Below are 14,881 nucleotides of genomic sequence, written 5' to 3' on the forward strand. Positions count from 1 at the left end.
TGGTTGCTTACCACTAACCACTCCCCAGTATCTATGATTGCCGCGACTGTTTCCAAACTCGCCAGCTAGTGTAACTGAGCAAGGAGCTAGCGGCAAAAGCGTAAGCAACACCACTAGGTACACCAGCGACAGCCAATGCTAAACTTCCAACCCAGAGTGTTAAAGAGTAAATGAATAACACCGTCCTTCTATGGGACAAACCAGCACGTAGCAGTCTATGGTGCAAATGGCTTTTATCTGCCACAAAAGGCGATTTGCCTCGGCGTAGCCTTGCCAAAATTACCGCTGACATATCCACAATTGGTACTGCTAGAATTAGATAGGGCAATAAAACGGCAGTAACAGCAGCAGTTTTCACTAAACCAATCACGCCAACAGATGCTAGGGTAAATCCAATAAAATAAGATCCCCCATCCCCCATAAAGATTTGGGCAGGATTGAAATTGTAACGAAGAAATCCTAAGGTTGCACCAGCTAGAGCCGCGGCGATTAAGGCAGCTGGGCTTTGCTGCATAAACAAAGCTACAACCAACATTACCATCGCTGCAATACCAGACACTCCAGCTGCTAAACCGTCTAATCCATCAATCCAGTTGATCGCATTTACCATTCCCACTAGCCAAATCACTGTGATGGGCAGACTCAACCAATCAAGGTGAATTAACCCTCCTGTCGGAAGGCTTAAGAAATCTATACTTACGCCTGCTTTCCATGCACCAGCTGCCACGATCGCTTGCATTACTAAACGTGCGATCGGAGATAGGCTTAGTAAATCATCTGCTAAACCAATGAGAAAAAAACCAATACTGCCCAGAGTAACGCCCCAAATTTGCCATTCTTTATCAGGAGGCTGAACTCCAAATCCGCCCAGCCACCACACAATTAGTAGAGAGGTTATGGTGCCTGCAAAGATAGAAATTCCTCCCAACCGCACTATTGGGCGTTGATGAACTTTGCGGGAATCGGGCTGATCTAAATGTCCACTTTTAATACCAATGTTTTTGACATCTGGCGTAGTCCAAAGAACGACAACAGCAGCAGCAAGGAAAGCGATCAGAGGATAAATCTGAGCAGGCATTTGGATCTTAAATTTAGTTGGTTATGAAATAAAAATATGCCGAGAGGTACTTGTTTTTATATCTACTACATTTTAGGTACGGATCAGTAGGGGAATTGATACATTTTTTATTTGGGTTTAGCTAATGGCTATTAGCTATTAGCTATTAACCATTAGCTATTAGCAATTCCTTACGCTAAAGCTGGTACAGAGATTTCCAAATGGGCGTATAAGGGGAAGCGATCGCACAAAGCTGCCACCCGTCGGCGACAATCTTCGGCAACTGCTTCAGCATCTGGGTTCAACAGGCGATCGGCAATAATATTACCAATTTCTGTAAATTCTGCAACTCCCAGACCCCGTGTTGTCATTGCTGGAGAACCTAGCCTTAAACCGCTAGTTACAAAGGGTGACTCTGGATCGAAAGGAACAGTATTTTTGTTAGTAGTGACGTTTACATCACTCAAAAACTGTTCTGCCTTCTTACCTGTCAATCCAATGCTACGCAAATCTACTAGCATTAAATGGTTATCTGTTCCATTAGATACTAGCTTAAAACCTCGATTTTGCAACTGTGCAGCCAAAGCGCGGGCATTTTCAATTACTTGGGCAGAATAGGTCTTAAACTCTGGCTTGAGGGCTTCTCCAAAAGATACTGCTTTAGCAGCGATGACGTGTTCTAGCGGCCCACCTTGAGTTCCAGGAAAAACTGCTTTATCCAATTTTTTACCCAATTCTGGATCGCGGGTCATGATTAAACCACCCCTGGGGCCACGTAAAGTTTTATGAGTAGTTGTTGTTACTACATCACAATAAGGCAGGGGATTGGGGTGCAAACCACTAGCAACCAAACCAGCGATGTGAGCAATATCTGCTAGTAAGTATGCGCCAATTTCATCAGCGATACTGCGGAATTTTTCAAAATCAATAACACGAGGATAAGCAGAATAACCGCAAATCAGCAGCTTAGGACGCTCCCTTAGCGCCAGCTCCCGAACTTGGTCATAGTCTAATTGTTCTGTTTCCCGATCCACACCATAATGAACAACCTTAAACCACTTACCAGACACGTTCACAGGTGAACCGTGGGTAAGATGCCCTCCATGAGACAAGTCCATGCCCATAATTTTGTCTCCTGGTTCCAAGAGTGTCAAAAACACTGCAAAATTTGCCTGTGCGCCAGAATGGGGTTGAACATTGGCATGAGCAGCACCAAACAGTTGTTTGATTCGGTCAATTGCGATCTGTTCAATTTGATCTATGAATTCGCAACCGCCATAATAACGTTTACCGGGTAATCCCTCGGCATATTTATTTGTCAGCACTGAACCCTGTGCAGCCAGTACAGCCGCAGAGGTAAAGTTTTCACTAGCAATCAGCTCTAAATGATCGCGTTGGCGCTTTAGTTCTTTGTTAATTAACTCCGCAACGATCGGATCGGAGGAAGCAAGAAAATCTGAATTATTTAGAGTCACTTTCAGCTATCCTTAGGTCAATTTGCACAACAGTTGATGTAAAGTACAAGGCAGCAGCGTATAGATTCGAGTCCACAGTCAAGACTCCAAACTCAAGAGTCCAGGATTCAATATTTTTTTGATTATTGACAATTGACTGATGACTTTTGAGATTTATTTGTCTTGACTGAACTGAATTACCAGACGCAAGCTCGATAAGTGCGTTAATAATCATAACGCTCTTTTCTTAATATCAAGTATGAACTATTTCTGATTGCAACTTGTTCTCGTGAATTTATGTATTGGTTTTTACTACAAATTTAAATATCCAACTTACAATAAACTAAAGTCCACTTGGGTAATTATGCTTGGGTTGCTATCAGCTAAGTTTTTCCAAACTAAGGAAAGGCAGTTAATATAGCAACAGAGAAGATAAGGGATGAGTCGGGATTTTAACGAAGTCTGTAATTTGTCAACCTAAATCAATTATCTGCTACAGCCCGATCGCCAACCATAGTCAAAACAATTAGCCCAAGAGGAAATATGGGAAACAATTGAGGAACTACAGGAGGGATTGGATGCTAGTGATTTTAATGGAGGATCAAATCCTTGCCCCTCAGCAGGTTTGTCAATCTTGTTTAATGGCTGACAGTAGTGGTCAACCTCGGTGGCGTCAAGGTCAACTCCGCTGCGGTCATGTACTCCGTAAAATTGCTGAACAGCAGCCTGACCAGTATGAGTGTATGATGGGTTTTCGGATTGTTAATATTGAATGAACTGAAATCCCCAAGATGTAAGTAGTTACTTAACTGCGTTATTCTAGGTTCATATGACTATTGCAGTTTAACCATAGGAGAACGCAATATGGCTTGGCGCGGGTCTACAACGGTTAAAGATAGAATTTTTGCTAGCTTGCCTTATTTGTTGCCCTTAATTGGTGTACTTGGATTTGGCTTATATTTATTCCAACAATTCCCAGCACTACAAGTGCTATTTGTACCACTTCAACCCGTACTTGTTCTTTACGGTATCTTGGGGCCATATGGAGAACTGATTATTTTCTTTGCTCTGTTTCTTTTAGTGGTAAGAAACGAAAGAATCAATCACTTTATTAGGTTTAACACATTACAGGCGCTATTATTAAACATTATTGTGTATCTGTGTGGCATTATTGTGCGCCTTGTAGCGCTTCCTGGTTTAAGTTTTGCACTTCAAACGGTAGCAAGTACTATCTTTATAGGCATAGTAGTCGCAGTCGTTTATTCCATAGCCCAGTCGTTGTGGGGACGTTACGCAGAAATCCCCGCTATTTCTGATGCTGTGTATATGCAATTACCGCGCTAGCTTTTCACGAGCCACCACTTTATTTTCCAGGCGACCTATGCCTTCAATTTCCACCCGGATGCGATCGCCGATGGTTAACGCCCCAACTCCAACAGGTGTACCCGTTAGCACCACATCTCCTGGTAAAAGTGTCATGATTTTACTGATATAAGAAACCAGAAAATCTGGAGAAAAAACCATCTGGTCGATAGTCGCAGATTGTACAGGAGTAGCACTCTCATTCAAGAAAGTCTGCAACCTGGCTCCGGGGCTTAGTTCGCGGACAATCCACGGGCCTAAAGGACAGAAAGTATCAAATCCTTTAGCTCGCGTCCATTGTCCATCTTTTCTTTGTAAATCCCGCGCTGTCACATCATTGGCGATCGTGTAACCCCAAATTTTTGTTTGAGCTTCCTCTGCTGTGCAATCAATAGCGCGATCGCCTATCACCAAAGCCAACTCTCCTTCGTAGTCTACTCTTTGCGACTGGTACGGATACTGAATTTCTGCCAGAGAAGCAATCACAGAGGTAGGCGGTTTAAAAAAAAGGAGCGGCTCTATTGGCACTTCACTTTCCATTTCTGCGGCATGATCTGCATAATTTTTCCCTACTGCCACAATTTTTGAAGGGGCGCAAGGAGCCAAAATTTGGTAATTGTCTGGTTCCAGAATCAAATCGGTAGGTTGACCTTGTAACCAAGGCGGAGCATCTAACACCTGCACCGTCAATGAGAGTTGTAGTAACCCATAGTAAATCTGTCCTTCTTGATTTTGAACTCGTACATAGCGCTGGGCCATAACACTGATAAATATTCTACTGTTTGAGATCAAATCACCTTTTAAAGTCAATAGTCTATAGTTCACAGATCGTAAACTAATGACTAACTGAATAAATTTAGCTAATTATTAAAATAGAAAACTGGTAAGATTATAATTCCTTGTTGCTTTAGATGTTGATGGGAATTTGTATTAAAAATAACAATAAGTACCTATTGACATCAGCGACCTTATTGTCCATAAGGAGATGAAATCGTGCAAATAGTTTATGAAACAATGTATATCCTGCGCCCCGACTTGGGAGACGAGCAGGTAGAACAGGCAATTTCTAAATACGAAAACTTGATTCGAGAACAAGGGGCTGACAACATCCAGATTCAGAATCGCGGCAAACGGCGTTTAGCTTATGAAATTAATAGGCAACGGGATGGTATTTACATTCAAATGAATTACACCGCCCCTGGAAACATCATCGCTGTTTTAGAACGCGCTATGCGTTTGAGTGAAGAAGTAATTCGCTACTTGACTATTAAGCAACAAGTACAACAATCCCAAGCTTCCACAGAAGCAGCCTAAATTAGGCTAGTGGTTAGTTGTTTCCCAATAACTACTAACTACTAGCTAGATAAAATTGTAAAAAAGTAAAAAAATTTGCATTTTCCTACTTGCTGATTTCTCCGAGAATGCTAAATTAGCAAGTACTCGGAAGGATTTGCCTAAATTAGCACTTCCGTGTTTTTACTTAAAATATATAAAAAGTTCTGACATGGGAGCTAGTTGCCACTGTGAGCCAAAATGATACATCTACGATCCAAACGCTCTCTATAGAAGTATCGAAGTTGCGCCAAGAATTGCAACTTCGCGATCAATTAGTACAGCAGTTGTCTCAAGAACTCTTCCGACTAGTGAAGGGTAACACTAACTTTATGCCTCAACCTGAGGTGTCAGAGCGTCATCAAAGCGAACTCCTGGCTTTACAAGAACAAATACAAGCCGTTGAGGAGCAGCTGACGTTCTACCAAGAGCAAATAGCAACTCGCGATAGTGAAATTTACCAATTGCGTCAGTCAGTGCAAGAACTAAGCGATCGCAGCCGAATGTTAGAGCAAGTAGTACAGGAGTTACCTCAAATTTATCGCCGTAAGTTTGAGGAGCGTATGGCTCCAGTTAGGGAAAAGGTAGCAATGCTACAACGAGAAAACCGCCAGCTGCAAGCAGAACTGCAAAGTGTGAGTTACCGCCTGGCCCTAAAAACTCGTACCGCCTCTCATAGTGGTATCGATCTACCCAACTTTTCGCGCCCAATATCTGGTTAGATTAATATTTTGTCTGTACAAAATGCCTCTAAGCGCCTTGGCTTAATCAGCATTTTGCACAGTATTTGCCAGTAGCGAGGGATTGAGGTTGTTGATTATGAGTGGTACTTGCAGACAAAATACCACTCTTTTGAGAAGAAATAACTATAGCCTTTGTCACTTACCTGCTATAGTCGTTATTTTTTGCATGAATCCACTTGTTGTCTCTGTTAGCAGCAGACTGCTTTTGTTAATGATTCTGGGATGTCTTCGTAAGTATTAACAATTTCAAATACTGAATCCAGTTGGGTAAGCTCTAAAAGCAACCTGACAGGATCTTGCATATTGCAAAGTACCAGGCGACAACCACTTTGACGGGCGGCTTTTAACCCTTGAACCAATGAAACCAGCCCAGAACTATCCATGAAATCTACTTCGGCTAAGTCAATTACCCAGAGTTGATCCTGCTGGGGTAAAACTTCAGCCATCTTTTCACTCAAAGCCATCCCACCGTGTAAGTCTATGCGTCCTTGGGGCTTGAACAATATCACTTGATGTTCTGATGTTAGAGTCATGAACTTAACTGGGTAGTTGAAAGACTAAAACAAAAAAGCAGAAATTTGGCACAAACACTGTCTCACTTGCAAAGACTAAACCTGCTGCTTCATCCAAACTTTTCGGAATCTACAGCCATAGAATTGCAAGGAGTAATATCAGTATTCATGCCGTATAATTTGTTTTAACTTACCCCAATATAGGCATAACTGCCCAAGAATTTTGGTAGCATCTGTATCTTTTAACAAATTTTTATAAAATTCCAAGCTATTTATAAAGTTTTAATAAAATGAAAAATATTCTTGTCTAAGTAAGTCTAAGTATATGGTATCTCATTACCACCAATATTATCTAAGTTTTGTGATTAATAATACTAATTTTAAAGTAATAAAACAAATTTTTGAGAAAAACCATCTAATTTTGCATAAATTAATAAAATTTGGGTAATTAAAAAACCAATTTTTTGCTTTTTTAGTAAAAATGCTTAGTGAGTTTACGTTTTTTTAGCCAAGCTAAGAACTCTGTTCTGCGAGAATATTCTGAATTTTGAGTTTTGATTTCAGCTTTACTTTCTGTATGTTCCTTTAAAGGGGATAGGGGCGCTTGAAGAGGGGGGAGAGGGGGAAAATCTTTCGCCTTGTCCTCTTCCCAATCCCCAATACGGGAAAATCATGAAACACAATCTGTTGATTGACACATTCACTAAAAAGGAGACAAGATGATAGTAAAAGTAAAAATTTGTAAAGGCAGCGGTGCTGAATGTCTGTTGAATTCATCTCGCTAGAAAATATCCAAGCAATTGCCCATGCGTATGGCTATTGGGCAGTTTTTTTGGGAATTTTATTAGAGAATTTGGGCATTCCCATTCCTGGTGAAACCGTAACACTAGTAGGCGGTTTCCTGGCTGGTAGCCACGAACTGAGTTACTGGCTAGTTCTAGGTGACGCGATCGCAGGAGCAGCGATTGGGGGGGTTTGCGGTTATTGGATTGGTAGAATTGGCGGCTGGCCTTTACTAGTGCGAGTTGGCAGCCTGTTTAGAATATCAGAAGCTCGACTTTTAAATATCAAAGAAAAATTTAGTGAAAATGCAGCAAAAGCAGTGTTTTTTGGGCGTTTCTTTGCTTTATTGCGAATTTTTGCCGCTCCACTGGCTGGTATAGCTCAAATGCCCTTTGGAAAATTCTTATTTTTCAACCTGTTGGGGGCCAGCGTCTGGGCTAGTGTGATGGTAACACTGGCTTTCTTTGCAGGCAAAATCGTCTCCCTAGAACAGTTAGTTGCCTGGGTGAGCCAATTTGCGATCGCAGCATTACTCATCCTTGTAGCTGTGATTGTTATCCCTATATGGTTGGAAGCTCGGCAAGAAGGATTAGGAGCAAAGGATTAGGGACTAGAGACTAGGGATTAGGGACTAGAGACTAGGGACTAGTAAATTAAAGAATGGACATTATTATGAAACGAAGAATACAGAATACAGACTTGGCGAATTATTCTTGATTCTGACTTCTGGCTTCTGAATTCTTGACTTGTTAAAGTATCTCATACTAGCCCCTAGCCCCTAGCTCCTACCTCCTAGCCCCTAGTTTGCTGTGCCCAAATGCGAGTAGGCAAACCCCAAATGTAGATAAAGCCTTCAGCGGCCTTATGATCGAATTGATCTTCGGCTCCGTAAGTTGCTAAGTCGGGAGTGTACAAAGAGTTTTCGGAACGACGCCCAACAATAGTAGCGTTGCCTTTCAATAACTTCACTCTCACAGTTCCAGATACACGCTCTTGTGTTTTTTGAATAAATGCATCAAGGGCTGCTTTTAGGGGACTGTACCACAATCCGTTGTAAATTAATTGGCTGTAAGTTTCCTCAATGCCCCGCTTGTAGTGGGTGACATCTGCTGTCAAGGTTAGGCTTTCTAAATCACGGTGAGCTTGAATTAAAACTACCATTGCGGGAGATTCGTATATTTCCCGCGATTTAATTCCCACCAAACGATTTTCAATCATATCGATACGTCCGACACCGTGATTTCCTGCTAAGTGATTGAGTTGCTCGATTAGCTCAATTGGGTTTTTGTGTTCACCGTTGAGGTTGGTAGGAATGCCTTTGGTGAAACCAATTTCAATGTACTCTGGCTCGTTTGGGGTGTCGGCGATCGCCTTAGTCATTTCATAAATTTCTTCTGGTGGTTCAAATGTTGGATCTTCGAGTACACCAGCCTCAATACTCCGCCCTAATAAATTCTTGTCAATGCTGTAGGGAGAAGATTTTTTAACTGGTGCTGGGATGCCAAATCTTTCCCCGTAGGCAATAGTTTCCTCTCGGCTCATTCCCCATTCTCTGGCTGGTGCGAGTATCTTCAGATTTGGATTTAAGGCAGCACAGGCAACATCAAAACGAACCTGATCGTTACCCTTACCAGTACAACCGTGAGCGATCGCATCAGCACCGTATTTTTGTGCAGTTTCTACTAGTGCCTTAGCAATTAACGGACGGGCAAGGGCTGTTGCCAGAGGATAGCGATTTTCATATAGAGCATTGGCTTGAATAGCGCTAAAAGCATAATCTTTGATAAAAGTGTCTTTTACATCTACTACTAGAGATTCACTAGCACCTGATTTTAAGGCTTTTTCTTTAACTGCTTCTAATTCGTCTCCTTGTCCCAAGTCTGCTGCTAGGGTAATCACTTCTTCTACACCCCACTCATGCTTGAGGTAAGGAATACATACAGATGTATCTACTCCGCCAGAATATGCCAGCACAACCTTTTTGGCACGACCCATCAGTTTCTCCAGTTAAAAAAGCAAAGAGTGAGTGATTATTATATACAATTCATCACTACATATTTTCATCATCAATATAATTGGTAGTGATTTACCCCAAAATCTATACAGAATCAGTCTGATGATTTAATTTTGGGTAATTGCAACCACACACAAGCATTTATTAAATTTTCATCACAAACCAATTTTTTATATAAAGCTTTTAAGAGAAACCTGTATTGGTATTATCTACATTCACGAATGCAAAAATATCATATTTTTTTGAAAAATTAAGAATTACAAAATGCAAAAAAAATACCGTAGAGTTTGATAGACAAATTTCTACGGTATGTAACTGGCTTAAAAAAAGCGATCGCTAAACAAAATTACACTTTTACAGTCCACCAATGATGCCGCCATCCTTACGTGTAATCACAATCGTTGAAGAACGCGGGCGTCCAGACGGGCCATATCCTTGACTGTGAGGCCAGTTGCTGAACTTTGTGGGATTTGAAGCCACCGCATCCTCACCTGGGTGCTGGATATTTACGAACATAGTTTTGCCATCCGGTGTAGAGATGACGCCAGTCACCTCACAGTTCATCGGGCTAGTTAGGAAACGTCTGATCTGTTTAGTATTGGGATCGGCACACATCATTACGTTACTACCGATGTTTTTCCAATCGCCGAGACCGTCACCTGCCTGATCGGTCTGTATCCAGAGGCGGCCGAAGTCATCAAACCACAGACCATCCGGAGCACCAAAGTCGTCACCGTTAATATTACCGACAAGATTTGGCTCAGAAGCAAGTTTATCACCGCACTCGACGAAAAGATCCCAAGTGAAGGTAGTGGCTTGAACGGTACGCCCATTTTCGCGCCACCGGATGATATGACCGTAACGGTTGTCAGGGCGAGGGTTGGCAGCATCGACCGGAGGACGGGCACTGCCTGCGCTTGTTGTACCATCAGGGTTGTTAGAAGAGGCTGGAGTAGCTCCGCGACGATTGTTGTTTGTCAAGGTGCAGTAAACTTCAATTTCCTGGTATCCGCCGATTCGAGGACGCACGGCAACCCACTCTGGCCGATCCATCATCGTTGCACCAACTCGATCCGCTGCCTGCCGTGTCTTGACAAGCACTTCCGCTTGGCTTCTGAATCCGTTTTCGGGTGTCAATCCACCTTGACCATATACCAAAGGAAGCCACTCACCAGTACCATCATCCTTAAACTTGGCAACGTATAGGACACCGTGATCAAGCATATCGCTGTTGGCAGCGCGATTGAACGGATTTAAAGGTCTGGCGCAAACAAACTTGTAAATATACTCGTTGCGCTCATCGTCGCCCATATAAAAAGCCACATAGTTGTTGTCATCAACCACAACCTGAGCGCTCTCGTGCTTGAAGCGACCAAGCGCAGTACGCTTCAATGGTGTACTTTGTGGGTTGTAGGGGTCGATTTCAACTACCCAACCGAACAAATGGGGTTCAAGCGGATTTGTGCTGGCATCAAAGCGTGGATCAACCTCATGCCATCGATAACCGAATCCCGTTTTTGAGATGCCATAGCGTTTTTGTAGTGTCAAGATATCTGACTTCTCAACTCCCGGAATCGAAACTACATCTTCAGTAGGGTTAGCAAAGTAACCGTTCCAGTTCTCCTCACAAGTTAGGTAGGTACCCCAAGGAGTATAGCCGTGGGCACAGTTGTTGAGTGTGCCGTATGCCGTGTAGCCATCATTGAGTGTGCCAGTATCAATCGAGCCATTCGGCGTGAGTGAGAATTTCTTCGATTTCAAAAGTACATCGCCTGCTGCCGGGCCAGAAATATACATCTCAGTGTTGGCGGTAATGCGGCGACCATAAGATGAATTACGATTGACTTTCCAGCCATTGCCAGTCTTGAATATCTCCACAACAGACACGCCGTGAGCAGCCTGAGATTTGCGTACTTTCTCAATTGTGACTTGTGAACCAGGTAGCCCGAATTGAGGTGCAGTCTCTGTTGCTGGAATAAAGGTCAGACCATCAGGATGAAGGATTTCCTCGTGGGTATATTCATGGTTCACGCACAGTAAACCGCGATTTGATGTCTGCTTCCGTCTAAACAAACTCCGTTCTTTGAGTGGGAAGTAGTGCATCCCATCGGTATGCATCCCAAACTGCTTTTCCTGTGCCGCAGCATCTTGTGAAGCATCCGATCGCCAGTTCGGCGCGCCGGGCATAATCGGATCGCCCCAGGCAACAAGTACTTCAACTTTGTAACCTTCAGGAACACTGACAAGATCCTTTTCTAGAAGTCCCGTAGCTGGGTTATTCAGATTCGGTGGGACACTCTTGAAGCCAATGCCACCAAATCCTGGCCCTGGTGGGATCGGTGCTGCTTCAACACTGTGAAGAAAGCCGCCAATGGAAACCTCACCCATAACGGTAAGCACAGATGTGCTTGCCGCTGTCAATATGAACCGCCGCCGACTCATACTAACGCGTTCAATCACATCACGGATTGACTCATTGCCGGATGGATTGATTGTCACATTGTTTTTAGGATGAAGGGAACCTTTCATTCTGAATACTCCATTTAGGATTGAGAAAGTTACTATTGATTTTCTTGGGGAAATATGTATTCAAAAATCAAAGCTGTTGCTCTTTGATTTCCTATTAGAAAAAACTGAAATTAATCTTTTAAAACATACGACTATCCAACTTCAGTATTTGATTTTTGCTCTACAAAATTATGTTTAATCAACAAATAAAACATAGCTTGTAGATAATACATCTACAAAATCTAAAAATTCTGTCCCTGTTTTCAACTTGCTTACACTAAGCCGATTTTAAATTCAACTTTTAACTTTAAAGAATTCAAAAACTAACTTAAGTGCAATAGCAAAATCTACATCAATATTCAACATCGCTTACAGCCTGATTTTGACAATAAAACCAAGCAAGGTTTTTGCAATATATATGTAAGAAGAATTTAATTTCGACAAAATATAATTTAAAAAATAAATATTAAGAATAGATTATGTAATGGTTAATTAAATAGAATTTAGATGATTAAAAATAGATTATTTATTGATTAAGCAAATATTAAAATAGTCTATTTACTATAAAAACGTCCAATCTGTATTAAAGAAATAAAAAACTTTATGTGCACAAATTAAAAATAATATTTCAAAATAGGAAATTATATGAATAATTTATTATTTCCCAAAAATCATGTTTTGTGCATTGTCAGAAGTTATCTTATTGCCACCTCTTAATTCTGGCTTGACGAACAAATTGAACAGTTTGCAAAACTAGATTTAGTAAAGGAACAGTGTTTGTATCCAGGTTGTCCTATCTTAGAAGTGGGCAATAGTGTTGTGAGTGAGACTGTGTTTTTAAGCGTTGTTATTCCTACGTATAATCGCAAGCCGATTTTGCAAAAGTGTCTCAAAGCATTGGAGGCACAACAGTTGAGCGTGTCCAGTTCAGTGAGTGATTACGAAGTTGTCTTAGTAGATGATGGCTCCACTGATGGCACATTGGAGTGGCTAGCAGAACACAAAGACGAGTTTCCCCACGTGCAAACCTTTCAGCAAGACCATCAAGGGCCTGCTGCTGCAAGGAATTTGGGGGTAGAGCAAGCACGAGGAGATATCATCATCTTTATAGATAGCGACTTAGTCGTCACAGAGAATTTCCTGCAAGCTCATGCTGATGCGTTAGTGCAGGGACAAAAAAATATGGGGAGCGATCGCTTTTTCACTTATGGTGCGGTGATTAATACTTGTAATTTCGACAACCCCACCTCTGAACCATACAAAGTCACAGATTTTTCCGCGGCTTTTTTTGCGACAGGCAATGTAGCCATTCCCAAGCATTGGTTAGAAAAAGCAGGACTGTTTGATACTCGCTTTCAACTCTATGGCTGGGAAGATTTAGAGTTAGGCGTAAGGCTTAAAAACCTGGGTTTGAAACTGGTTAAATGTCCTGCTGCTGTTGGTTATCACTGGCATCCGCCCTTTAACTTAGAACAAATTCCCCGTCTGATTGACAAAGAAATTCAGCGGGGACGCATGGGAGTTTTGTTTTATCAAAAGCACCCGACTTGGGAAGTGCGAATGATGATTCAAATGACTTGGTTACACCGCTTACTGTGGGGGATTCTCTCGCTTAACGGCACGTTGAATGAACGCACAATGGCTCCATTTTTGCGATGGTTGATTAATTTGGGTAAACCCCAACTGGCTTTAGAAATCGCTCGAATTTTTCTGAATTGGTATAACGTTAAAGGTGTTTATGAAGCCTATGCTCAACTAAATTATGAATTGTGAATTACGGCTGATGTGAATTAAAACGGTAAGCAAAAATCATGTTTTAGAAATCGACCACTGTCTTGGAAAGCTTTGATCGGAGGAAACCTCCGCTCAAACTTTCCGCAGATGGACACAGATGAACACAGATAATTTATCCGTGTGCATCTGTGTTTATCTGTGGTCGCGATCGCCTAAAAATTGGATTTCGCAATCAATCTATAATTTGGTGCAACTCAAGATGAGTTCGGCTAATTCATATTAGACATGAATTATGAAATTAAGAGTAGTACTGTGATTCATGATTTAGCATTCATAATTCATCATTTTTTATGTTACCCTAGTATGGTTGTTTAATTCCGCACATCTAGGATTTCGGGTGTTTCTGACTAAGAAATACGCCTGGATGGAGGTTTAACCCGAATAGGAGTTCAGAGAATATGCCAGTTGTTTCATTGGCTCAAATGATGGAGTCAGGGGTTCACTTTGGTCATCAGACTCGTAGGTGGAACCCAAAAATGTCTCCCTACATCTACACCGCCCGCAACGGAGTGCACATCATTGACTTGGTGCAAACTGCTCAGTTGATGGAAGAAGCATATACCTATATGCGATCGCAAGCGGAGCAAGGCAAGAAGTTTCTTTTTGTTGGCACTAAACGGCAAGCAGCTGGCATCATTGCTCAAGAAGCCTCTCGTTGTGGCGCTCATTATATTAACCAACGCTGGTTGGGCGGAATGCTCACCAACTGGGCAACCATCAAAACACGGGTAGACCGTCTTAAAGACTTAGAACGCCGGGAAGAGAGCGGCGCTCTTGACTTACTACCCAAAAAAGAAGCCTCAATGTTACGCCGAGAGTTAGCAAAGCTTCAGAAATACTTGGGCGGTATTAAAACCATGCGCAAAGTCCCAGATGTGGTTGTAATTGTAGACCAAAGACGGGAATACAACGCAGTTCAAGAATGTATTAAATTGGGAATCCCGATTGTATCAATGTTGGATACAAACTGCGATCCGGATGTAGTAGATATTCCGATTCCAGCAAATGACGACGCTATTCGCTCAATTAAGCTAATCGTTGGCAAATTGGCGGACGCAATTTATGAAGGGCGTCACGGTCAATTGGATGTAGAAGAGGAATACGAAGACTACGAAGGTGCTGAAGAAGATTACGATTACGAAGAAAGCGACTATAGTGATTCGCTGATTCCCGACGACGAAGACGAAGAGTAGTCAGTTATCAGTTACCAGTTACCAGCGAACAGCTACCATATTGAGAACTGATAACTGTTTACTGTTAACTAAACAATACTCAAAATCCGAGAGCAATTACAACTGTCAGTCAAGTAGGAATTGAGGCAA

The 14,881-nt window shown here is 42.0% G+C and carries 13 protein-coding genes; 7 read left to right on the forward strand and 6 right to left on the reverse strand.

Features of this window, described 5'->3' with window-relative positions; translation table 11 throughout:
* Nucleotides 1-31: 31 nt before the first annotated feature.
* The gene (locus UYC_RS0122415) at nt 32-1,078 is read right to left on the reverse strand and encodes a glycosyltransferase family 4 protein (protein WP_016875062.1); all 1,047 of its coding nucleotides are present in this window, start codon (nt 1,076-1,078) and stop codon (nt 32-34) included.
* Between the two features lie 170 nt (nt 1,079-1,248).
* Nucleotides 1,249-2,532 carry a serine hydroxymethyltransferase gene (gene glyA, locus UYC_RS0122420; RefSeq protein WP_016875061.1) on the reverse strand — a complete coding sequence of 428 codons (1,284 nt, stop codon included), beginning with the start codon at nt 2,530-2,532 and terminating at the stop codon, nt 1,249-1,251.
* A gap of 557 nt (nt 2,533-3,089) precedes the next feature.
* Here glyA and UYC_RS0122430 point away from each other — a divergent pair.
* Together UYC_RS0122430 and UYC_RS0122435 are read left to right on the forward strand one after the other, a co-directional pair.
* Entirely contained in the window at nt 3,090-3,287 is a 198-nt protein-coding gene (locus UYC_RS0122430; RefSeq protein ID WP_016875059.1) for a hypothetical protein, read from the forward strand.
* Between the two features lie 88 nt (nt 3,288-3,375).
* Nucleotides 3,376-3,855, forward strand: coding sequence for a Tic20 family protein (locus tag UYC_RS0122435; protein ID WP_016875058.1), 480 nt, complete (start codon nt 3,376-3,378; stop codon nt 3,853-3,855).
* Here the strand turns inward: UYC_RS0122435 and UYC_RS0122440 are convergent.
* A complete protein-coding gene (locus UYC_RS0122440) occupies nt 3,844-4,632 on the reverse strand; it encodes a fumarylacetoacetate hydrolase family protein (protein ID WP_016875057.1) in 789 nt (262 codons plus the stop codon). The genes UYC_RS0122435 and UYC_RS0122440 overlap by 12 nt on opposite strands.
* A gap of 234 nt (nt 4,633-4,866) precedes the next feature.
* Here UYC_RS0122440 and rpsF point away from each other — a divergent pair, with 234 nt between their 5' ends.
* The gene (rpsF, locus tag UYC_RS0122445; protein ID WP_016875056.1) at nt 4,867-5,187 is read left to right on the forward strand and encodes a 30S ribosomal protein S6; all 321 of its coding nucleotides are present in this window, start codon (nt 4,867-4,869) and stop codon (nt 5,185-5,187) included.
* A gap of 209 nt (nt 5,188-5,396) precedes the next feature.
* Nucleotides 5,397-5,927, forward strand: a complete 531-nt coding sequence (locus UYC_RS0122450; RefSeq protein ID WP_016875055.1) for an Npun_F5560 family protein — start codon at nt 5,397-5,399, stop codon at nt 5,925-5,927.
* Nucleotides 5,928-6,136: 209 nt separating this feature from the next.
* Here the strand turns inward: UYC_RS0122450 and UYC_RS0122455 are convergent, their stop codons facing one another.
* Nucleotides 6,137-6,481: an STAS domain-containing protein gene (locus UYC_RS0122455; RefSeq protein ID WP_016875054.1), complete on the reverse strand. Its 345-nt coding sequence runs from the start codon at nt 6,479-6,481 to the stop codon at nt 6,137-6,139.
* A 739-nt stretch (nt 6,482-7,220) separates the two neighbouring features.
* Between UYC_RS0122455 and UYC_RS0122460 the strand changes: the two genes are divergently transcribed.
* A complete protein-coding gene (locus UYC_RS0122460; protein WP_016875053.1) occupies nt 7,221-7,850 on the forward strand; it encodes a DedA family protein in 630 nt (209 codons plus the stop codon).
* 185 nt (nt 7,851-8,035) lie between these two features.
* Here UYC_RS0122460 and UYC_RS0122465 read toward each other — a convergent pair whose 3' ends face one another.
* Nucleotides 8,036-9,238, reverse strand: coding sequence for an argininosuccinate synthase (locus tag UYC_RS0122465; RefSeq protein ID WP_016875052.1), 1,203 nt, complete (start codon nt 9,236-9,238; stop codon nt 8,036-8,038).
* Nucleotides 9,239-9,611: 373 nt separating this feature from the next.
* Nucleotides 9,612-11,786, reverse strand: coding sequence for a PhoX family protein (locus UYC_RS0122470; RefSeq protein WP_016875051.1), 2,175 nt, complete (start codon nt 11,784-11,786; stop codon nt 9,612-9,614).
* A gap of 783 nt (nt 11,787-12,569) precedes the next feature.
* Here UYC_RS0122470 and UYC_RS0122475 point away from each other — a divergent pair.
* Together UYC_RS0122475 and rpsB are read left to right on the forward strand one after the other, a co-directional pair.
* Complete coding sequence (locus UYC_RS0122475) at nt 12,570-13,538, forward strand: glycosyltransferase family 2 protein (protein WP_026087480.1); 969 nt, start codon at nt 12,570-12,572, stop codon at nt 13,536-13,538.
* 419 nt (nt 13,539-13,957) lie between these two features.
* Nucleotides 13,958-14,752 (forward strand): 30S ribosomal protein S2, encoded by a 795-nt coding sequence (rpsB, locus tag UYC_RS0122480; RefSeq protein WP_016875049.1) that lies wholly within the window; start codon nt 13,958-13,960, stop codon nt 14,750-14,752.
* Nucleotides 14,753-14,881 lie beyond the last annotated feature (129 nt).

Origin of the sequence: Chlorogloeopsis fritschii PCC 6912 (assembly GCF_000317285.1) — a bacterium.
GTDB classification, from domain to species: domain Bacteria; phylum Cyanobacteriota; class Cyanobacteriia; order Cyanobacteriales; family Nostocaceae; genus Chlorogloeopsis; species Chlorogloeopsis fritschii.